This window comes from Streptomyces sp. NPDC006174, assembly GCF_040614075.1.
GTDB lineage: Bacteria > Actinomycetota > Actinomycetes > Streptomycetales > Streptomycetaceae > Streptomyces.
On sequence record NZ_JBEXTJ010000012.1, the window covers coordinates 174,195 to 193,962 of the forward strand.

The following is a 19,768-nucleotide window of genomic DNA, read 5'->3' on the forward strand; positions in this document are numbered from 1 at the left end:
CGGTACTCATGTCCCAGGAGGTGGCCGTCTTGGCCGGCGGTGAGCTGGCGGCCCTGGCCGTCCGTAAGACCGCAGGTTCCGGCGAGTCCCCGAACACCGCCGCTCCAACAGGCGTGTTCCGAGGCAGCCTGGGTACTCGCAGCCATATGCAGGCGGAATTCCGCGGCAGGGTCTGGAACAGGAAGGTCGTAATGTCGATATCCATGGAGGCCGCGACCGGGATCGCCGCACCGGCGGCGCTCCCGCAGATCGACGATCCGCAGAAGATCGCACCGAAGGACGCCCGGGCGCTGGGCGCGCTCTTCTTCGCACAGCTGCAGGTGCTCGAAGAAGGCACCCACGAGTACCAGTACGCCCGCAACACCCTCATCGAGATGAACCTGTCGCTGGTGCAGTTCGCCGCGAAGAGGTACCGCAACCGCGGCGACGGCCAGATGGAAGACATCATCCAGGTCGGCACCATCGGCCTGATCAAGGCGATCGACCGCTTCGAGCTGTCGCGCGAGGTCGAGTTCACCTCCTTCGCGATCCCGTACATCGTCGGCGAGATCAAGCGCTTCTTCCGCGACTCCACCTGGTCCGTCCACGTTCCCCGGCGCCTCCAGGAGCTGCGTGTCGCGCTGGCCAAGGCCAAGGAGGAGCTCACCTCCGTCCTGGGCCGCGACCCCGGCGTCGCCGAACTCGCCGACCACCTCGAGATCAGCGAGGAGGAGGTCATCGACGGCCTCATCGCCGCCAACGGCTATACGGCGGGCTCCCTCGACCTCCCGATCGGCGGGACGGACCAAGGCAACTCCGACAGCACCACCAGCTACGCCGACATCACCGGCGACTACGACCCGGGCATGGAGCTGGTCGAGAACCTCCACGCCCTGGCCCCGTTGCTGGAGACCCTTGAGGAGCGTGACCGCGAGATCGTCCGGATGCGCTTCGGCCAGGAGATGACCCAGGCGCAGATCGGCGAACACCTGGGCATCTCCCAGATGCATGTCTCCCGACTGCTCTCCCGCCTCCTCACCACGCTGAGGAACGGCATGCTCACCCAGAGCTGAGCCACCGGAACCGAGGTATCCGAATCGAGCCACCGGTACCGGTCCATGAAAAGAACCCCCGCGACGGTCCGTTGCGGGGGTTCTGCCTTGCCAGGCTGTCTGCCTTGCCCGGCTGAGGGAGGCCTACCAGGCCGCCTCACTCTGCGGGCCGTCGAGCAGCGAGATCTCTACGCGGACGCGCTTGCCCACCGGTTCGCGGCGTACTTCGAAGCTCTCGCAGACCGCCAGAACGATCTCGAGTCCGTGCTGCCCCATCCGCGTCGGGTCGGCCTGCCGACTGGTGGGCAGCACCGAACCCGTGTCCCACATCGTGATGCTCAGCAGGCTGTCACCCGCTTCGAGGTCGAGCAGGCACGGGCCCGGAGCGTACTTGCAGACGTTGGTGGCCAGCTCGCTCACCACCAGCTGCGCGACATCCATCGCCCGCGCGGAGACGGGCAGACCGTGCAGCGACCGCGCGTCCGTCAGGAAGTCCCGGACGAAGCCCCGGGTTCGGGCGATCTCTCCCGAACCCATGTCGTACGCGGCGCTGCCCAGCACGGTGCCCGTGCCCGACGCCTGCGGGTCCTGTTCGGTCGCTCGATCCGCCATCAGCAGTTCCATGTCGTGTCCCCCGGTCGCATCGGCCGCACCACGCAGCCCTCAAACGCAAGCCGCCTACCCGCCACCACACGTTTCAGTCCTCGGCCCGCATCCGGTGGGATCCACGCTGGTCGGCACCGCCTGTCCGCCGGTGCGCGCCGAGCGAAAGGCCGGCTCCAGCGGCCGGTCGAGGGGGCCGGTCACGCACGGATCGTACGGAGGCAGACGCGTGAAGAAGGCCGTGGTCATAGGGGTGGACGGTTCGCCGGAGAGTCTGGCGGCGGCCGACTGGGCGGCGCGCGAGGCGGTCCTGCGCGGTCTGCCGCTGCGCATCGTGCACGCCCTGGAGCTGTCCACGCCCGACGGCGGAGGCACCCGACTGGTCTGGCGCGCCCCGCTGACCTGAGCGGCCGATGAGGGCCGACCGGCCCTGTCAGCCGAGGTTCCTCCGCGCGCCTCCCACCGCCGTACCAGGGCCGCGGTGAGAGCGCCGGCGCCGCCGACCGGCATCGGGAAGCCGTGGAACTGGCCGGACGACCGTGCGCACCTGGGACCTCGCGCCCGGCGGACGATCCGTTCTCGCGTGCAATTCTGCTCCGGTGCGGGCCATCTGGCCGTTCGGCGGGCACCGTCGGCGCGCGGGTGGTGCTCGGCCGCCCGGGTGAATGCCCGGCCCGCCGGTTTTCGTGGCCGTCCCGGCGTGGCAAGGCCACGGAGTGCTTCGGAGGTGAGGTACGCCCCGGCGAAGGCTGCCGTGCGGGTCGCGCTCGTCGACGTACGACCCGCTGCGGCGCACCTCCTCCCGGCGACAGCGATCTTGTACGGCGAGGAGTTGAGCCGCACCCATGGCCGAGGACAGCCGGTACGCCGACGACCCCGACACGGCGGCGGACTTCCGCCGTCTCCTGGAGCTGCCCGGCGGCCCCGCCCGGGAGCGGCTGCGCTCCCAGGTCATCTGCGCCTGGCTGCCCATGGCCCACCGGCTGGCCGCCCGCTACCGCAACCGCGGCGAGACGCTGGAGGACCTGCGGCAGGTCGCGGCTATCGGTCTCGTCAACGCCGTCGACCGCTACGACCCCGCCATCGGACGCGCCTTCGCGCCCTTCGCCGTCCCCACCATCACGGGCGAGATCAAACGGCACTTCCGGGACCGCATGTGGTCGGTGCACGTCCCTCGCCGGGTCCAGAACCTCCGTAACGTCGTCCGCCTCGCCCGTGCCGAACTGGCCGCCTCGGGCACCGCGCCCACCTCCGCCCGGATCGCCGAGCACACCGGGCTGAGCGAGGAGGACGTACGGCAGGGGAGCGAGGCGCTGTACGGCTTCAGCGCGCTCTCGCTCGACGCCGAGACCGCTCCGGACGGCGGTGAGCCGCTCCTGGGCGACCGACTGGGTGCGGTGGACGAGGCGTACGACCTGGTGCTCGACCGCGAGGCGGCGAAACCCGGGATCCTCAGGCTCGCCGAGCGCGAGAGGCGGGTGCTCTACCTGCGGTTCTTCGCCGGGATGACGCAGAGTGCCATCGCCGCCGAACTCGGCCTCTCGCAGATGCACGTGTCCCGGCTGATCACCGAGTCCTGCCGCCGCATCCGCGAGAGCGCCCACGAGCCCGCCACGGAGCGGCGCAGCCTCGTCTGACAGCCGCCGGTGACCTGTACAGACACGCACCGACTCCTCAGAACGCGACGGTGTCCGCCGTCCGGATCGCGGCGCTCATGTTCCGTTCCATCATGCGCAGCGCGGCCTCGGCGAGATCCTCGTGGATATGGGCCACCGCGTCCTGCGGCACGGTGACGCGCAACTGCCGGATATGCGCGTCCAGCGCCGAGTACAGCACGCACTGCTCGGTCACCTGGCCGCAGAGCACCACATGGTCCACGCCCAGCTGCGCGAGCAGATAGCTGAGCGGTGTCTCGTAGAAGATGGAGTGCCGCGCCTTCACGACGAAAAGCGACTTGTCGTCCGGCAGGACGGGCTCGACCAGTTCCGCGTTCTTCCCGGCGAGCGCCTTCTCGATGATCTCTCCGTGGTGCGAGCGCCATTCACCGAAATTGTCGTTCGCGTAGATGACCGGAACACCTTCGCCACGGGCGCGGTCGATCAGCCGGGTGAGCTGCGGAAGAGCTGAGCGGACGGAGGGAACGAGCAGTTCGGCGTCGGGATGGTCATAGGCATTGATCATGTCGATGACGACGAGAGCGTTCTTTCCCATGGCTTCATCCTCGCACCACGTCCACGGCGGTGCGTGTCCGTGTTTCACCGGGAGTCGCGTGGGAACTCGGCACACGTCCATCGCTCCGGGGGAACCAAGGCGGAATCCGACGCGGAATAGAGGAGTGGCATCGTGCGCGCATTGACCTACCAGGGAAAGCGGGACGTCCGGGTGGAGACCGTTCCGGACCCGCGGATCCAGGATCCGACGGACATCATCGTCAAGATCACCTCCACCGGGATCTGCGGCTCCGATCTGCATCTCTACGAGGTGCTCGGCCCCTATCTCGATCCGGGCGACATCCTCGGCCACGAACCGATGGGCATCGTGGAGGAGGTGGGCCCCGACGTGCACTCCGTCGCCGCCGGGGACCGGGTGGTCATCCCGTTCAACGTGTCCTGCGGCCACTGCTACATGTGCGGCTCCGGGCTGCACTCCCAGTGCGAGACCACGCAGGTCCGCGAGTACGGCTCGGGCGCCTCGCTCTTCGGGTACACCAAGCTGTACGGGCAGGTGCCCGGCGGCCAGGCCGAGTACCTCCGGGTGCCCTTCGGCAACGATCTGCCGATCAAGGTCCCGCACGGCCCCTCCGACGACCGGTTCGTCTATCTGTCGGACGTCCTGCCGACCGCCTGGCAGGCCGTGGAGTACGCGGACATCCCGCCCGGCGGCAGCGTCACCGTCCTCGGCCTCGGCCCCATCGGCGCGATGGCCGCGCGCATCGCCCTCCACCGCGGCGCCGGCCTCGTCATCGGCGTGGACCGCGTCCCCGAACGCCTCGACCGGGTCAGCGGATACGGCGCCACCTGTCTCGACCTGCGCCGGTACGACAAGGCGAAGGAGCTCGGCGACGCCGTCCGGGACCTCACCGACGGGCGCGGCACGGACGCGGTGATCGACGCGGTCGGCATGGAGGCCCACGGCGCACCGGTCGCCAAGGCCGCGCACGCGGCGGTCGGCCTGCTGCCCGACAAGGTCGGCCGACGCCTGATGGAGACGGCCGGAGTCGACCGGCTCACCGCTCTCCACGCCGCCGTCGACCTGGTGCGCCGAGGAGGCACGATCTCCGTCTCCGGTGTCTACGGCGGCTCCGCCGACCCGATGCCGATGCTGACCATGTTCGACAAGCAGATCCAGCTCCGCATGGGCCAGGCCAACGTCAAGCGCTGGGTCGACGACCTGCTGCCGCTGCTGGTCGACGGCGACCCGCTGGGCGTGGACTCCTTCGCCACGCACCACCTGTCGCTCGAAGAGGGCCCGCAAGCCTACGAGACGTTCCAGAAGAAGGCCGACGGCATGATCAAGACCCTGCTCGTCCCCTGACCTCCTGACCTCGATTCACGGCGGAAGGAAGCTTTCATGGAGACCACCGGACGAGCCGGCGGCAAGCGGGTCGTGGTCACCGGCGCCACCGGCAACGTGGGCACGAGCGTGGTCCGCGCGCTGGCCCAGGACCCGGAGGTCGGCTCGGTCCTCGGCCTGGCCCGCAGGCGGCCCGCACTGGAGATTCCAGGGGTGGAGTGGGACACCGTCGACCTCTCGCGCGACGACAGCGAGGAGCGGCTCACCGGACTGCTGGACGGCGCGGACGCGGTCGTCCACCTGGCGTGGCGCTTCCAGCCCACCCACGACCCGGTCACCACCTGGCGGAGCAACGTGCTCGGCTCGCAGCGGGTCTTCCGCGCGGTGGAGCGGAGCGGCGTGCCGGCGCTGGTGCACGCCTCGTCCGTCGGCGCCTACTCGCCAGGTCCCAAGGACGAGCCCGGGGTGGACGAACAGTGGCCCACGCACGGCTGGCCGGACGCGGCCTACTGCCGCGAGAAGGCCTACCTCGAACGCGTCCTCGACACCTTCGAGCTGCGCCACCCGCAGATCCGGGTGGTCCGGATGCGGCCCGGCTTCCTCTTCAAGGAGACGGCCGCGCCCGAACAGCGGCGGATCTTCGCCGGCCGTTACGTCCCGGGCAACCTCCTCCGCCCGGACCTGCTGCCGTTCGTGCCGGACCTGGAAGGGCTGCGGTTCCAGGTGCTCCACACCGACGACGCCGCCGAGGCGTACCGGCTGGCCGTGCTCCGCGACGTACGCGGCCCCTTCAACCTGGCGGCGGACCCGGTGATCGACGCCCGCGCGCTGGCGGAGCTGCTCGACGCCCGCGTCGTACGGATTCCCAGGGCACTGGTGCGTACAGCGCTCGCGGGCGCCTGGCGGGCCCACGCCGTACCGGCCTCGCCGCACCTCTTCGACGCCGTGCTGCGACTGCCCGTACTGGACTCCACGCGGGCGCACGAGGTGCTCGGCTGGCAGCCGACCCGTACGGCGCAGGAGGCGCTGACCGCCTTTCTGCGCGGCGTGCGGGAGGGCCGGGGCGAGGAGACCGCTCCGCTGGCCGGCCGGAAGGTCGGCTGACGGCCGATGGAGGAGGTGCTCAGCCGGCTCCCTTGAGAGCCCCGGCGCGCACACGCTCGCAGGACCCGCTGATCAGGCGGGAGACGTGCATCTGGGAGATGCCGAGGCGCTCGGCGATCCCGAGCTGGGTCATGTCGCGGAAGTACCGCAGGTAGAGAATGGTCCGCTCGCGCTCCGGCAGCCTGCGCAGCTCCGGTTTGACGGCCTCGCGGTCGACGGCGACATCCAGAGCGTGATCGCAGGCGCCCAGCCGGTCGGCCAAGGTGGTTCCGCCGCCGTCGCCGCCCGCCGGTTCGGCGTCCAGGGACAGGGCGCTGTAACTCTCCAGCGCCTTCAGGCCGAGCAGCACGTCCTCCTCGGCCAGCCCCGACTCCGCCGCTATCTCGGCGCAGGCGGGCGCGCGTCCGCCGAGCCGCTGGGCGAGGTCGCGCCGCGCGGTGCGGACCCGGTTGCGGAGGTCCTGGACCCGGCGCGGCACGTGCACGTCCCACGTGTGATCGCGGAAGTGCCGCTTGATCTCGCCGGTCACCGTCGGTACGGCATACGTCTCGAAGGCCTTGCCGCGCGCCGGGTCGAAACGGTCGACCGCCTTCACGAGCCCCATCGCGGCCACCTGGCGCAGGTCGTCCATCGACTCACCGCGGCCGCGGAAGCGAGCTGCCAGCCGGTACGCCATCGGCAGCCAGGCGCAGATCGTCTCGTCCCGCAGAACCTCCCGCTCGGGTCCCGGAGGAAGGGCGCTCAGCCTCTCGAAGGCTCCGTCGGCGGACGGAACGCCCGCATCCGGAGGAAACCCGGGGACGGGTGCAGCCTGCATGGTGGTCACTCCTCGACGGTGATGCCTGGTCGCCGCAGGAGCGTTCGCACACCGACAGCCGGCCGCCCGGAACTCCCACGGGCGCCTCATATCCGAAGCACGATCGGCCTATACCCGGATCAAACGCTTTCAAGCGTGTAAAAACCGGTAAACAGTGCGAGCAGCGGCGAGGAGGTCGTGGCCTCTTCCGGCGTACGGCCTTGGCCGAAAGGGGTACCCGCCTCGGTCGAGGAGACGATGACCATGCCGATCACGACCCTGGCCCCACCGGTGCGCGGCGCACCGTGCTGGGTCAATCTGCTGGTGCGCGACCTGGCCGCCGCGCGGGCCTTCTACTCCGCCGTGCTCGGCTGGAAGTTCGACGGCTCCGGACTGCTGGGGGAGGGCTTCTCGGTCGCGCTCGCCGACGGGCGGCCTGTCGCCGGAATCGGGTGGACCCGTTCACCGTTTCTCGCCGCTCCGACGGTGTGGACGCCGTACTTCGCTTCCGCCGATGTGAACGTGTCCGCCGACCGGATCCGCGAACGCCGCGCTACGGTCGCGGTCGGACCGCTCGCGGTGGGGGAGGGGCGGGCCGCGATCGCCTCCGACCGGGACGGTGCCGTCTTCGGGATCTGGGAGGGCTCCGCACCCGTCTGGTCACCCGGCGCGGCTGGCACCTCGCCCTGGCTGGAGCTGTGGACCCGGGACGCCTTCGAGGCCGCCCTCTTCTACGGCGAGGTCTTCTCCTGGCCGCGCCCCGGACCGGACGCCATCGACGTCGCGTACGAGGAGGAGCAGGTCGTCGCCCGCATGGCCGGCCACCCCATGGCCGTGCTCTCGGGCGGCGCCGTCGGAAGCGCCCCGGACCCGAGGATCCGGCCGCGGTGGATCGTCCACTTCCCGGTGGAGGACGCCGCGCGGGCGGCCGCGCAGGCGGACCGCGCGGGCGGAGAGACCTTTCCGGCGCCCGGCGTACGAGGCTCCGAGTACGTCGTCCGGGACCCGGAGGGAGCGCTGTTCACGGTGGCGGAGGAGACGGGCGACTGACCTCTGCCGGCCCGTTCGGCCCTCAGCCCTGCTCAGGCCCGAACGGGCTGTCGTCCAGGTGGGCGAGCAGGTCGGCGACGTCCCGGAAAACCGCGTCCGCTCCTGCCGCCTCCAGGTCCGCCCGCGGAATGCCGCCCGACAGCAGCGCCACCGCGCGCACTCCGGCCCGGCCGGCCGCCTCCATGTCCCACACCGTGTCCCCGACGAACACCGCCTGCGAGGCGCCTGTCCCGGCCAGCTCCAAGGCCAGCTCCACGGGCTCCGGCGAAGGCTTGCCCTCATCCACGTCGTCCGAGCTCGCCGTATCCCGGATGGCCTCGTCCGCGTCCACCGCCCGCCGCAGGGCCGCCAGCTCCGGCCCGCTCGCCGAGGTGGCCAGGACGACCCGCCAGCCGCGCCCGGCCAGCGTGCGCAGCAGATCGCCCGCGCCCGCGAAGGCCGGCAGCCGGTCGAAGTACGTTCCGTAGAGCACCTTGTGCGCCGAGCTGATGGCGGAGTCCTGGTCACGGTCCCGGCCGGGGCCGAGCAGCCGCTCGATCAGATCGTCCGAGCCGAGGCCGACGGCCCGGTGGATGTCCGGCATCGGCACGGTGTGCCCGGCCTGCCGGAACGCCTCCCACCACGCCACCACATGCAGATGGTTGGTGTCGGTGAGCGTGCCGTCCACGTCGAAGATCGCCGCGCCTGCTGCCATGTCCGCCTGCACCTGTTTCCTTCGCTGCCGGTCCCGTACGGGCGGTCCGCTGCCGTCTCACGTCAGGCGGGTCAGGCCCCGCGGCCTCCGCCGTCCTCCTCGTCGGCCACGTGCACGGCCGCTTCCTCGGCCGACGCGGCACCACCGTCGATGCCGACGTCCTCGGCGAAGACATCGGTGTTGCGGCCGGTCGCGTCGTCCGCCGCGGTGAGCCGTCCGGCCCGGGCGTCGCCGTCGATCCGTTCCTCGGGCTCGCCCTCGCCCTCCGCCACATCGCCGATGCCGTCGCCGTCCGGCGGCTGGACGTCCGGGACCTCCTGCGCGAGCCGCTGGTCGAGCGATTCGCCCTCGCGCTCCTCCTCGCCCGTGGTGCCGAACTTGTTCACACCCAGCGGACGTTCGGGCGGCGAGTAACCCTCTTCCATCTGGTCGTCCAGGTCACGCTCGCCGAGCGTGTTCTCCAGGTCCAGCTCGTCGTTGGGCGGGTCCTGGCCGTCGTCGTTCTGCGGCTGGTACACATCGTCGCCGCGTGCTTCATCGCTCATGCGTCCTCCTCTGCGTAGGGCTCACCGGCTGCACGGAAAGGTCAGCGTCCGAGGGCCTTCCGCAGCTCCGCCTTGTTCATCGAGGAGCGTCCGTCGATGTTCTTCTTCTTCGCCTCGGCGTAGAGCTGGTCCTTGGTAGGACCCTGCGCGCCCTGGTGGGAGCGTTCACCACCGCGCTCGTAGGCGGACTTCTTGTCCTGGGTCGACGTCTTGCTCGCCGTCCGCGATTCGCCGGACCGGGCCCGCTCCTTGTTCACCGTCCTGGCGGCGATCTCCTTGGCGCGCTTCTCGGAGCTGCCCCGTTCCTCCTGGCTCTCCTTGATGTGCTCGTACTGGCGTTCCCGCTTCGCGTTGGACCCAGCAGGCATGAGGTACTCCTTACCCGTCTCGATTTCCCGAGGGACGCTGACCCGCGTTTCCCGTACGAGCCCCAATAAACAACGCGGGAGGGCAGGAGGCACTTCCGTCCCACGGTTCCGCGTCCACCGGAGTGACGGCAGTTCGTCGAAGGAAGGGCAGACGTCCATGCCCCGAGCGGCGCCGAGGGCTGCTTTCCCAACCCGCCGGCGCCTTCAGTTCCGCGTACGCCGGATACCTTGTAGGAGGAGTACCCATGGGCCGGAAGGTAAACATGGGTGCCGACAAAGCCCTCACGCTTGCATGAATCGTGTGCGGCTGGGCACAGTTATAGGGCAGAGGTCAGGAAACGGCCGGATCTCATCCGTCCGCGTTCCTCCAGGTGAGCCGTGCTGTTACCGGATCACCCGCCACCTCTCTCCTCTGTATCGGTATTCGGCATTACCCCGGGCATGCGCGATGCGCCGCTGATGGCGTCCGTCGTAGGTCCTCGCTGGTCGGTCCCAGGAACGCTTTCCGCGCCCGTTCGGCCTACACGGGTGCCCTTGGTAGTGAGAGAAAGGCAGAGCGCGATGCTGATGGCACACCCCGCGGTACTCGAGGAACTTCTGCGCCGCTACGAGGAACTCCGGGCACAGCACGGGCAGGGCGTCGACGGGGTGGCCCGCAGGCTGGAGGACGTGAGCTACACGCTCTGCGTCTCCACCGGCACCCGCGAGATCGCCGCCGCGCTCGTCGTCGCCCGCGAGCAGCTGAGACGCTCGGCCCCGGGACGGGAGACGCCGGTCGTCCCCACCTCGGTCCCTGTCTGAGAGTTTCCGTCCGAGACGTCCGAGAGATGCGGTACGTCGGCGGCGAGGGCCTCAGGGACGGGGACGCAACGGAAGTCCGCCCGGCGGCATGCTCCCCGAGATGGATCCGACGAGCTGCGCGCAGAGGTCGCGCAGCTTGACGTTGCGGTGCTGCGACGCGTTGCGCAGGGTCGCCAGTGCCTCTTCGGCGGAGCAGCGGCGCTGATTCATGATGATGCCCGCCGCCTGGTCGATCACCGTGCGTGACTTCAAGGCGGCCTGGAGGTCCGCGGTGAGGGCCTGCGTGTCGGAGAGCCGTTGGGCCAGCGCGATCGCGCCGGTCGCCTGGGCGGCGAGGTCGCGCAGACCGCCGAGGTCGGCCTCCTCGAAGCCGTTCGCCTTGGGCGAGTACAGATTCAGCGCGCCCGCGGTGTGGGAGTGCGCGGCGATCGGCAGCGAGAGGGACGACCGTGTCCCGGCGGCGACGGCGAAGGCCGGATAGCCGTTCCACCGGTTCTCCAACTGCATGTCACCGACGCTGACCTCGTGTCCCTCGCGCAGGGCTTCGAGGCAGGGGCCGTCGTCCTGCGCGTACTGCGCCTCGTCCAGCGGCGGCGCGCTGATCCCGGCGCTGACCACGGTCAGGGGCCGGTTCTGCCGCTCCAGGGTGACGCCGCAGCCATCGGCGCCCGGCGCCTGGACGAGTGCGCTCTCCGCCAGCACTTGGAGGAACTCGTCCAGTGTGTCGCTGTCCAGGAGAAGGGAGACGAGGTCAGGCGTCCCGGGCGTGAGGGCGTCGGTCATGGTCGCTCCCTTCCGGGCCGGAGCCCGTGCAGCCAGCATGGCACGATACGGGAAGAGGCGTCGCGACCCCACCGGAGACGGGCTCGGCCGCGCGACGAAGAACCGCGCGCCGAGGGGGTGTCGAAGGTGCGAGCGGCGGGCAGGCGCAGCATCAGAGGTCAGGAAGCGGCCCTCCCGTCGGCCTGCCTTCATGGAGTACACGATGCCTTTGCTGAGCTACCGCCTGGACGAGTCCCACCTCGTCGTCGAGTTGTGCGACGTCGTCGACCCCGACAACGAGTCGGCGATCGAACAGGAGCTTCTGACACTGCTGCCCTGCTGCGGCCCCAGCACGGTCATCGTGGACGTCGTCACCCCCTTGCTCACACCGCGCGCCCTCGGTGTGCTGCTGCGCGTGCGCGGCGACGCCGAGCAACGCGGCGTATCGATCGCGGTGGTGGCCAGATACGAAACGGCCCGTGAGGCCCTGAGCGCCGCCGCGCTCAACCGGGTCCTGCGCGTGGCGCACACCCTCCAAGGTGCCGAGCTCCGCAGCCGTGGATGCCGGCCGGGCGCCGTGGCGCCTCGGAGAGGAGGGCTGCTGGAGCGGCTGGAGCGGCGCGTCACCTCGTCGGACCCGGTCCCGCCCACGGCCCGCGCGGTCGGTCCGTACGCCGACACCTCCCTCCCACGCTTTCCCGGCAAGGGCTGACGGCACGCGGCGCTGACGGCACACGGCGTCATACGCCGGACGCCCGGTGGCACATTCCGGCCGCGTCGGGCCGTGTCCCGCGACGCCCTCTCGGCCGCGGCGGCCGAGAGGGCATAATGAAGGGCTGGTGGTCAGGAAGCGGCCCTTGAGATTTCTTCCTGCCTCCGTGGAGTTTCCGTGAACCGCTCTCTCCGTCGTCACCCTGCCGCCGCCGCCGGTGCCCTCCGCACCGCGCGCACGCCGGCCCCGGCCGCCGCGCGAAGTCGCCCGCCCGCGATCCGGCGCCGCAGAACCACCAGCAGTCCCGTGACAGCGGCCGGTGGCGCGCCAGCCCTCGTACGGCTCTCGCTCACCCACGTCTGACACTCCCGCCGCACGCCCGGAGCCCGTCCCAGGCACCGGTGCATCGGTGGAGGTTGCCCTGTCCCAGCGGCCCTGGACTGCGCCGCGCCAGCTCTGCCCCGCCCATTCGGTAGGCGGGTCACCGCCCAGAACGAGATGATCATGACTGACAGGCCCGTGGCCGAGGCGCCGGACACGACCGCGCTGCTCCTGGAGACGAAATCGCTGGACGAGTTCCTCCACGCACTCGCCCGCAGCGCCCTGGCCCTGGTGGAGGCTGCCGACGGATGCGGCGTCACGCTGGAGCGGCAGGGCCGGCCCGTCACCGTCTCCAGTGTGGGAGCCTCCGCCACCAAGCTGGACGAGGCCCAGTACGGACAGGACGACGGTCCGTGCCTCCAGGCGATGCGCACCGGCCTGGAGGTCAGCGTGCCCGACACGCTCCGGGAGAGCCGCTGGGCCGACTACCCCGCCTACGCCGCGGTCTGCGGCGCCCGCTCCTCGCTGTCGCTGCCCATCGCCCCGCACAGCCACACCGCCGGAGCCCTCAACCTGTACGCGCCGCTCCCGAACGCCTTCGAGAACGCCGACCTGACGGCCCTGAGGCTGCTCACCGCCCAGGCCACCGGCGCCATCGCCCTGGCCCAGCGCATCGCCGACACCGAGGAGTTCGCCGCCGATCTGGAGGCCGCGCTCCAGTCCCGTACGGTCATCGACCAGGCGATCGGCGTGGTCGTCGGCCAGCAGCGCTGCACCCCGGAGAAGGCCTTCGACGTCCTGCGTACGGCGTCCCAGCACCGCAACGTCAAGCTCCGGGCGCTCTGCGCCGAGCTGATCGCCAGCATCACCGGTGAGACGCCCCCCGAGGCCAGGTTCCAGCCCCGGGCGTGAGGTGCCGTCGGGCGGCGGCACGTCGGATCAGGCCGCCGGGTAAGGGGCGTCGGCGAGCAGCCGGGCCAGGTGTACGGCGTTGGCGGCGAGCGTACGGGTCGTCGACGCGACGGTCTCGGGCGTCTCGTCCAGGTCCTGGTAGTCGGTGCCCTGCATGGCTTCGCCGACCCAGTACGTGACTGCCCCGGGCGCCAGGGAGAAGCCGACGTCGTCAAGTCCCTGGAAGAGGTCGGCGCTCACCTTGTGAGCCCCGTCCTCGTTGCCCACGACTGCCACGGTCGCGACCTTGCCGTAGACGAGGGGGCGGCCCTGGTCGTCGGACTCCGACAGCTCCCCGTCCAGCCGCTCCAGGACACGCTGGCAGAGGCTGGAGGGGTGGCCGAGCCAGATGGGTGTGGCGATCAGCAGGATGTCGGCGGCCAGCATCTTCTCCCGGATGGCGGGCCAGGCGTCGCCGTCGCCCATGTCCACCTCGACACCCGCGCGGACGTCGTGGTCGGCGATCCGGACGGTCTCGCCCTGCACCCCGTGGCGTTCGAACTCCCTCATGACCTGTTCGGCCAGGTGCTGGCTGCTGGAGCGGGCGGGCGAGGCGTTCAACGTACAGACCAGGGCGAGTGCGCGCATGACGGGGTGTCTCCTTCGGGCTGCGGGCGGGGGAGGAGTGCCGCGCGGTGGGCACGGCGACACTGGTGCCCCGTCAGTCCCCGCCGTACGCGCGGGAGACGCCAAATGCCCCGAACGGAAGTGGCCCGGCATTCCGGAGCCTCGGACTTTTCCGTTTGAACCTCCGTGCACGGGTAGACGACGCAGAACCCTGCCCGCTCCCTGAGAGGAATTCCTGTGTCCCGGGACCAGTGCAAGAACGTTTTCATCATCGGAATGGACGAGGCCAACCTGCGTACGCTCCAAGCCGTTCCGGACGCCGAAAACCTCCGCCTCCACCCGCTCCTCAGCATCAAGGAGTTGCAGGAGGACGCCACCACCGTCGACGAACTGCTCACCAGGGCACGCGCCGTGCTCGACGCGCACGACGGCTCCGTCGACGCGATCGTCGGCTACTGGGACTTCCCGGTGAGCACCCTCGTCCCTCTCCTGAGCAAGGAGTACGGGACGGTCAGCACCAGCCTCGAATCCGTCGTCAAGTGCGAGCACAAGTACTGGAGCCGGCTGGAACAGCAGAAGGTCAGCGACGCACATCCGCGCTTCGGCATCGTCGACCTGGACAGCGACGATCCGCGACCGCCGGAAGGCATGAGCTTCCCCATGTGGCTGAAGCCCGCGCTGGCCTACTCCTCCGAGCTGGCCTTCGGCGTGGCGGACATGGACGAATTCCGCACCGCCGTCGCGGAGATACGCGGAGGCATAGCCCGCGTCGGAAAGCCTTTCGAGGCGATACTCGATCTTCTGGAACTCCCGCCGGAGATGGCCGGCGTCGGCGGCCAGGTCTGTCTCGCCGAAGAGGCCATGAGCGGAATTCAGGTGGCCGTCGAAGGATATGCGCACAACGGCGAGGTCACCGTCTACGGCGTGCTCGACTCGATCAACTACCCCGACTCCTCGTCCTTCCTGCGCCACCAGTACCCGAGCACCCTCCCGGCCCCGGTGATCCGGCAGCTGCACGAGGTCAGCGAACGGACCATGCGGCAGATCGGCATGGACAACGCCACCTTCAGCATCGAGTACTTCTACGACCCGAAGACGGGCGACGTCAGCCTGCTGGAGATCAACCCCCGGCACTCGCAGTCGCACGCGGAGATGTTCCACTTCGTCGACGGCGTGCCCAACCACCACCGCATGTTCCGCCTCGCCCTCGGCGGCGACCCGGCCCTGCCGGCCGGCGGCGGCCGCTACAAGGTGGCCGCCAAGTGGTACTATCGCTGGTTCGGCGAGGGCCGCGTCCACCAGGTGCCGACCGCCGAGGAGATCGCCGCCATCGAGCGGGACATCCCGGGCGTCCACATCGACATGGTCCCCGACGAGGGCCAGAAGCTCTCCACCGTCCACGGCCAGGACAGCTACAGCTACGAACTCGCCCACATCTTCACCGGCGGCGAGGACGAGGACGACCTGCGCCGCAAGTTCGACGCCTGCGTCGCCGCCCTCGGCCTGGCCTTCGACGAGACCGAGCCGGGCGGGCGCGGCCGGAATTCTTCGTGACGTCCCGGGTACCCGCCCCCACCGGACCCGACGTCAGGAAGGACCCTGCCACCCGTATGCGATTCGTCGAACAACTCCCGTACGAGACCGAGGTCGAGGACCACGTCACCATCACCATGGCGGACGGCGTGCGCCTGTCGGCCAGGATCTGGCGGCCCGTCTCCGCCGACGCGGAACCGGTCCCGGCGGTCGTCGAGACCATCCCGTACCGCAAGAACGACCTCACCTCCACCCGCGACGCCATCCACCACCCGTACATCGCGGGCCACGGCTACGCCTGTGTCCGCGTGGACCTGCGCGGGACCGGTGAGTCGGAAGGCGTCCTGCTGGACGAGTACCTGGAGCAGGAGCAGCGCGACGCCGAAGAGGTGCTGGCCTGGGTCGCCGCCCAGCCCTGGTGCGACGGCAGCACCGGCATGATGGGCATCTCCTGGGGCGCCTTCGCCGCGCTCCAGACGGCTGCGCGCCGGCCGCCGAGCCTCAAGGCCATCGTCATCGCCTCGTTCACCGACAACCGGTACGCGGACGACATGCACTACCTCGGCGGTGCCATGCTCTCCGACAACCTCGCCGAGGCCGGCACGATGTTCGCGTACGCCACCTGCCCGCCCGACCCCGAGGTGGTCGGCGACCGGTGGCGCGACATGTGGCGGGAGCGGCTGGAGTCCGCCCGCCCGTGGGTCCTGGAGTGGCTCCGCCACCCGCACCGCGACGCCTACTGGCAGCACGCCTCACTCAGCGAGGACTACGGACAGCTCCAATGCCCCGTCCTGGCCTCCAGCGGCTGGGCGGACGGCTACTCCAACGCCGTCACCCGCCTCCTCGCCGGCGTCGACGTGCCGCGCAAGGGCCTCATCGGCCCCTGGTCGCACAAGCTGCCGCACCTCGGCGAGCCCGGCCCCGCCATCGGCTACCTCCAGGAGGTCGTCAAGTGGTGGGACCACTGGCTCAAGGGCGTCGACAACGGCGTCATGGAAGGGCCGATGCTCCGCACCTGGATGCAGGAGAGCGTCCCGCCCTCCACCTCGTACGAGGAGCGCCCCGGCCGCTGGGTCGCCGAACCCTCCTGGCCCTCGCCGCACGTCGAGGAGGTCGTGCACCCGCTGCGAGGCGCCACCATCGTGACCGGAGAGGAGGAGTCGCTGCCGCGCGGCCGGACGCGTACGGTGCAGTCGCCGCTCTCCGTCGGCCAGTTCGCCGGCAAGTGGGCCTCCTACAACGCCCCTCCCGACCTGCCCTACGACCAGCGCGAGGAGGACGGCGGCTCCCTGGTCTTCGAGACCGAACCGCTCACCGAGCGGCTGGAGATCCTCGGCTCACCCTCCGTCGACCTGGAGGTCTCCGCCTCCGCGCCCGTCGCGCAGGTCACCGCGCGGATCTCCGACGTGGCCCCGGACGGCCGCGCCACCCGGGTCACCTACGGCGTGCTGAACCTGACCCACCGCGAGAGCGACGAGCACCCCGAACCGCTGGAGCCCGGCCGCCGCTACCGCGCCCGGATCACGCTGAACGGCGTCGGCCAGGCGTTCCCGACCGGCCACCGCATCCGACTCTCGCTCTCCACCTCGTACTGGCCCCTGGTCTGGCCGGCCCCGGAACCGGCCCTGCTCACCGTCCACGAGGACGGCGCCGCCCTGACCCTGCCGGTACGCCCCACCGAGGAGCCCGACGGCATGCCCCAGGCCTCCTTCGGCGAGCCGGAAGGCTGCCGTCCGCCTCCCGTCACCCGGCTCACCGAGCCCGAACAGGCCTGGAACGTCTCCAGGAGCCTGGTGGACTACCACTCCGCGCTCGACATCGTGAAGGACCGGGGACTCCAGCGGTACGAGGAGAACGGCATCGAGGTCGGCCTGCGGGCCTGCGAGCGGTACACCTCCGTGGCCGACGACTTCTCGTCCCTGAGCGGCCGTTCGGCGTGGACGATGACCTTCTCCCGGCCCGGCTGGGACGTACGGGTCGAGACGAGCACCGTCCTCACCTCCAGCGCCGACGAGTTCACCGTCGACGCGACCTTGGACGGTTACGAGGCGGGCCGCCGGGTCTTCTCCCGCACCTGGAACGAGACGGTGCCGCGGAACCTGGCCTGAGCCGGGAGAGACACCCCTGGCGTGGCCTCGCGGCCCGCCGCCCCGGACCGGACCGAAGCGGTCGGCCGGCCGGACATGAAGAGAAGATGAGGCCTCACGTGTCGATCACCACCGTGGGTGCGGTGTACGGGTGCCTCGGCATAGGAGCCTTCCTCGCCGCCGCGCTGCCCCGGCTGCTCTCCCGCCTGCCGGTCTCCGTACCGATGGTGTTCCTCGCCGCCGGCGTGCTCCTCTACCTCACGCCGCTGCCGCTGCCCGAGGTCGACCCGGTCGCCGACCGCGTCTGGACGCAGCACCTCACCGAGCTCTGCGTGATCACCTCGCTGATGGGGGCGGGCCTCGCCATCAACCGCCCCTTCGGGTGGCGGTCCTGGGCCGCCACCTGGCGGCTGCTCGGGGTGGCGATGCCGCTGACGATCGGGGCGACGGCACTCGCCGCCTGGTGGCTGCTGGGCTGGCCGGTCTCCGCCGCGCTCCTGGTGGCCGCGGCCCTCGCGCCGACGGACCCCGTCCTCGCCTCCGAGGTGCGGGTGGGAGAGCCGTCCGACGACGAGGAGGACGAGGACGAGGTCCGCTTCGCGCTGACCAGTGAGGCCGGGCTCAACGACGGGCTGGCCTTCCCCTTCGTCCTCGCGGCGGTCGCTCTCGCGGCGGCCGGGGAGAGCTGGACCGGCGGCTGGCTGACGCACTGGGCGTGGAGCGACGTGCTCGTGCGGATCGGGGTGGGTGTGGCGGCGGGCATCGCCATCGGGCTCCTGCTGGGGCGGGTGCTCTTCCGGGCCCGGGCGAAGTCGCTGCGGCTCGCCGAACACGGCGAGGGGTTCGTGGCGCTGGCCGCGATGTTCCTGTCGTACGGCGTCACCGAGGCTCTGCACGGGTACGGCTTCCTCGCGGTCTTCGCCACCGCGTGCGCCCTGCGCAGGTCCGAGCGCGACCACGGCTACAACAAGGTGATGCACGGTTTCGTCGAGCAGGTCGAACGCCTGCTGATGGCCCTGCTCCTCTTCGCCGTGGGCGCGTTCGTGGCCTCGGGCGGCCTGGCCGCACTCACCTGGCGGGGCGCGGCGATAGGCATCCTCCTGCACGTCCTCATCCGCCCGGCCACCGGCTGGCTCGCCCAGCTGCGGGGCCCCGGGCTTCCGACCGAGCGGGCGGCCACCGCCTTCTTCGGGATCCGGGGCATCGGCTCGTTCTTCTACCTCGCCTACGCCTTGGGGGAGGGCGGTTTCGGGCGGTACGAGCGGGAGATCTGGGCGGTGGTGGTCTTCGCGGTCCTGATCTCCGTGGTCGTCCACGGGGTGGCGGCGACCCCGGTGACCGCGTACCTCGACCGTCGCGGGGCCAAGGCCGCGGCCGGGAAGGAGGCCGGGGAGGAGGTCTCCTAGGGAAGCGGTGTGCCGCCGGTGGCGTTCATGACCTCGCCGGTGATGAACGAGGCGTTCGCGGAGGCGAGGAAGACATAGGCGGGCGCCATCTCGGCGGGCTGCGCCGGACGGCCCAGCGGGCTCTGCTTGCCGAACTCCGTGGTGTCCGGCAGGGTCGCCGGGATGAGCGGCGTCCAGACCGGGCCCGGGGCCACCGCGTTGACGCGGATACCGTCGGCGGCCAGCATCTGCGCGAGGCCCTGCGTGAACGTGACGATCGCGCCCTTCGTCATCGCGTAGTCCAGCAGGTGCGGACTGGGCTTGTACGCCTGCACCGAGGTGGTGTTGATGATCGAGCCGCCCGCCGGAATGTGCGGCAGCGCGAACTTGGAGAGCCAGAACATCCCGTACAGGTTGGTCCGCATCACCCGGTCGAACTGCTCGGTCGAGATCGCGGCGATACCGTCGGGCTGGGACATCTGGTACGCCGCGTTGTTGACCAGGACGTCGATGCGCCCGAAGTCGGAGACGGCCCGCTCGATGAGCGCGCGGCACTGCTTCTCGTCCCGGATGTCGGAGGCGACGGTGACCGCCGTCCGGCCCGCCTCCTCCACCAGGCGCGCGGTCTCCCGCGCCTCCTTCTCCTCCTCCGGGAGGTAGGTGAGCAGCACGTCCGCGCCCTCGCGGGCGAAGGCCAGCGCCACGGCGCGGCCGATGCCGGAGTCGCCGCCGGTGATCACCGTCTTCCGGTCGGTGAGCAGGCCCGAGCCTCGGTAGGAGTCCTCGCCGTGGTCCGGCGGCGGGTCCATCGGGCCGGTCCAGCCAGGGTGCTCCTGGTCCTGCTGCGGGAAGTCGGGGCGCGGGTGGAGGTGGTTGGGGTCCTGTGGCTGTTCGCTGCTGGTCATGGCAGCTGGGTGCCCCGGCGTCCGGGGTCGAAACGCGCCT

General features: G+C 70.8%; 22 protein-coding genes and 1 pseudogene. 13 read left to right on the plus strand and 10 right to left on the minus strand.

What is annotated here, in order from left to right:
• Positions 1-191: 191 nt before the first annotated feature.
• Positions 192-1,052: a SigB/SigF/SigG family RNA polymerase sigma factor gene (locus tag ABZ267_RS26020; RefSeq protein ID WP_356750974.1), complete on the plus strand. Its 861-nt coding sequence runs from the start codon at positions 192-194 to the stop codon at positions 1,050-1,052.
• A 123-nt stretch (positions 1,053-1,175) separates the two neighbouring features.
• Here ABZ267_RS26020 and ABZ267_RS26025 read toward each other — a convergent pair whose 3' ends face one another.
• Positions 1,176-1,643, minus strand: coding sequence for an ATP-binding protein (locus ABZ267_RS26025; RefSeq protein WP_356750972.1), 468 nt, complete (start codon positions 1,641-1,643; stop codon positions 1,176-1,178).
• 220 nt (positions 1,644-1,863) lie between these two features.
• Between ABZ267_RS26025 and ABZ267_RS26030 the strand changes: the two are divergent.
• Both ABZ267_RS26030 and ABZ267_RS26035 read left to right on the plus strand, forming a co-directional pair.
• Positions 1,864-2,001 (plus strand): annotated as a pseudogene (locus ABZ267_RS26030) (universal stress protein); the annotation flags it as partial.
• Positions 2,002-2,479: 478 nt separating this feature from the next.
• A complete protein-coding gene (locus ABZ267_RS26035; protein WP_356750970.1) occupies positions 2,480-3,271 on the plus strand; it encodes a SigB/SigF/SigG family RNA polymerase sigma factor in 792 nt (263 codons plus the stop codon).
• Positions 3,272-3,308: 37 nt separating this feature from the next.
• Here ABZ267_RS26035 and ABZ267_RS26040 read toward each other — a convergent pair whose 3' ends face one another.
• Complete coding sequence (locus ABZ267_RS26040; protein WP_356750968.1) at positions 3,309-3,845, minus strand: isochorismatase family cysteine hydrolase; 537 nt, start codon at positions 3,843-3,845, stop codon at positions 3,309-3,311.
• 132 nt (positions 3,846-3,977) lie between these two features.
• Between ABZ267_RS26040 and ABZ267_RS26045 the strand changes: the two genes are divergently transcribed.
• Together ABZ267_RS26045 and ABZ267_RS26050 are read left to right on the plus strand one after the other, a co-directional pair.
• A complete protein-coding gene (locus tag ABZ267_RS26045) occupies positions 3,978-5,168 on the plus strand; it encodes an alcohol dehydrogenase catalytic domain-containing protein (RefSeq protein WP_356750966.1) in 1,191 nt (396 codons plus the stop codon).
• 36 nt (positions 5,169-5,204) lie between these two features.
• Entirely contained in the window at positions 5,205-6,251 is a 1,047-nt protein-coding gene (locus tag ABZ267_RS26050; protein ID WP_356750964.1) for an SDR family oxidoreductase, read from the plus strand.
• A 19-nt stretch (positions 6,252-6,270) separates the two neighbouring features.
• Here the strand turns inward: ABZ267_RS26050 and ABZ267_RS26055 are convergent, their stop codons facing one another.
• Complete coding sequence (locus ABZ267_RS26055; protein ID WP_356750962.1) at positions 6,271-7,068, minus strand: RNA polymerase sigma factor SigF; 798 nt, start codon at positions 7,066-7,068, stop codon at positions 6,271-6,273.
• A 119-nt stretch (positions 7,069-7,187) separates the two neighbouring features.
• On the minus strand, positions 7,188-7,322 hold the full coding sequence (locus tag ABZ267_RS26060; protein WP_356751252.1) for a hypothetical protein: 135 nt from the start codon (positions 7,320-7,322) through the stop codon (positions 7,188-7,190).
• Between ABZ267_RS26060 and ABZ267_RS26065 the strand changes: the two genes are divergently transcribed.
• Positions 7,306-8,097 carry a VOC family protein gene (locus ABZ267_RS26065; protein ID WP_356750960.1) on the plus strand — a complete coding sequence of 264 codons (792 nt, stop codon included), beginning with the start codon at positions 7,306-7,308 and terminating at the stop codon, positions 8,095-8,097. The two genes, ABZ267_RS26060 and ABZ267_RS26065, sit on opposite strands and share 17 nt — an antisense overlap.
• A 22-nt stretch (positions 8,098-8,119) precedes the next feature.
• Here ABZ267_RS26065 and ABZ267_RS26070 read toward each other — a convergent pair whose 3' ends face one another.
• From ABZ267_RS26070 to ABZ267_RS26080, 3 genes are all read right to left on the minus strand, one after another.
• On the minus strand, positions 8,120-8,791 hold the full coding sequence (locus ABZ267_RS26070; RefSeq protein WP_356750958.1) for an HAD family hydrolase: 672 nt from the start codon (positions 8,789-8,791) through the stop codon (positions 8,120-8,122).
• Between the two features lie 71 nt (positions 8,792-8,862).
• Positions 8,863-9,336, minus strand: coding sequence for a DUF5709 domain-containing protein (locus tag ABZ267_RS26075; RefSeq protein WP_356750956.1), 474 nt, complete (start codon positions 9,334-9,336; stop codon positions 8,863-8,865).
• 41 nt (positions 9,337-9,377) lie between these two features.
• Positions 9,378-9,704: a plasmid stabilization protein gene (locus ABZ267_RS26080; RefSeq protein WP_356750954.1), complete on the minus strand. Its 327-nt coding sequence runs from the start codon at positions 9,702-9,704 to the stop codon at positions 9,378-9,380.
• Positions 9,705-10,265: 561 nt separating this feature from the next.
• Between ABZ267_RS26080 and ABZ267_RS26085 the strand changes: the two genes are divergently transcribed.
• Positions 10,266-10,505: a DUF5133 domain-containing protein gene (locus tag ABZ267_RS26085; RefSeq protein WP_356750952.1), complete on the plus strand. Its 240-nt coding sequence runs from the start codon at positions 10,266-10,268 to the stop codon at positions 10,503-10,505.
• 51 nt (positions 10,506-10,556) lie between these two features.
• Here ABZ267_RS26085 and ABZ267_RS26090 read toward each other — a convergent pair whose 3' ends face one another.
• The gene (locus ABZ267_RS26090; RefSeq protein ID WP_356750950.1) at positions 10,557-11,288 is read right to left on the minus strand and encodes a GAF and ANTAR domain-containing protein; all 732 of its coding nucleotides are present in this window, start codon (positions 11,286-11,288) and stop codon (positions 10,557-10,559) included.
• Between the two features lie 202 nt (positions 11,289-11,490).
• Here ABZ267_RS26090 and ABZ267_RS26095 point away from each other — a divergent pair, with 202 nt between their 5' ends.
• The 3 genes from ABZ267_RS26095 (at position 11,491) to ABZ267_RS26105 (ending at position 13,212) form a co-directional block, all read left to right on the plus strand.
• Positions 11,491-11,979, plus strand: coding sequence for an anti-sigma factor antagonist (locus ABZ267_RS26095; RefSeq protein ID WP_356750948.1), 489 nt, complete (start codon positions 11,491-11,493; stop codon positions 11,977-11,979).
• Between the two features lie 12 nt (positions 11,980-11,991).
• Complete coding sequence (locus tag ABZ267_RS26100) at positions 11,992-12,096, plus strand: S-layer homology domain-containing protein (RefSeq protein ID WP_356751230.1); 105 nt, start codon at positions 11,992-11,994, stop codon at positions 12,094-12,096.
• A gap of 381 nt (positions 12,097-12,477) precedes the next feature.
• Positions 12,478-13,212 (plus strand): GAF and ANTAR domain-containing protein, encoded by a 735-nt coding sequence (locus ABZ267_RS26105; RefSeq protein ID WP_356750946.1) that lies wholly within the window; start codon positions 12,478-12,480, stop codon positions 13,210-13,212.
• A 27-nt stretch (positions 13,213-13,239) separates the two neighbouring features.
• On the opposite strand, the gene ABZ267_RS26110 is transcribed toward ABZ267_RS26105, so the two are convergent.
• The gene (locus ABZ267_RS26110) at positions 13,240-13,839 is read right to left on the minus strand and encodes an NAD(P)H-dependent oxidoreductase (RefSeq protein ID WP_356750944.1); all 600 of its coding nucleotides are present in this window, start codon (positions 13,837-13,839) and stop codon (positions 13,240-13,242) included.
• A gap of 216 nt (positions 13,840-14,055) precedes the next feature.
• On the opposite strand from ABZ267_RS26110, the gene ABZ267_RS26115 reads away from it, so the two are divergent.
• From ABZ267_RS26115 to ABZ267_RS26125, 3 genes are all read left to right on the plus strand, one after another.
• Positions 14,056-15,372: an ATP-grasp domain-containing protein gene (locus tag ABZ267_RS26115; RefSeq protein ID WP_356750942.1), complete on the plus strand. Its 1,317-nt coding sequence runs from the start codon at positions 14,056-14,058 to the stop codon at positions 15,370-15,372.
• Positions 15,373-15,428: 56 nt separating this feature from the next.
• Positions 15,429-17,459 (plus strand): CocE/NonD family hydrolase, encoded by a 2,031-nt coding sequence (locus ABZ267_RS26120; protein ID WP_356750940.1) that lies wholly within the window; start codon positions 15,429-15,431, stop codon positions 17,457-17,459.
• 86 nt (positions 17,460-17,545) lie between these two features.
• Complete coding sequence (locus ABZ267_RS26125; protein ID WP_356750938.1) at positions 17,546-18,844, plus strand: cation:proton antiporter; 1,299 nt, start codon at positions 17,546-17,548, stop codon at positions 18,842-18,844.
• Here the strand turns inward: ABZ267_RS26125 and ABZ267_RS26130 are convergent.
• On the minus strand, positions 18,841-19,728 hold the full coding sequence (locus ABZ267_RS26130; RefSeq protein ID WP_356750936.1) for an SDR family oxidoreductase: 888 nt from the start codon (positions 19,726-19,728) through the stop codon (positions 18,841-18,843). The genes ABZ267_RS26125 and ABZ267_RS26130 overlap by 4 nt on opposite strands.
• Positions 19,729-19,768: the final 40 nt, after the last annotated feature.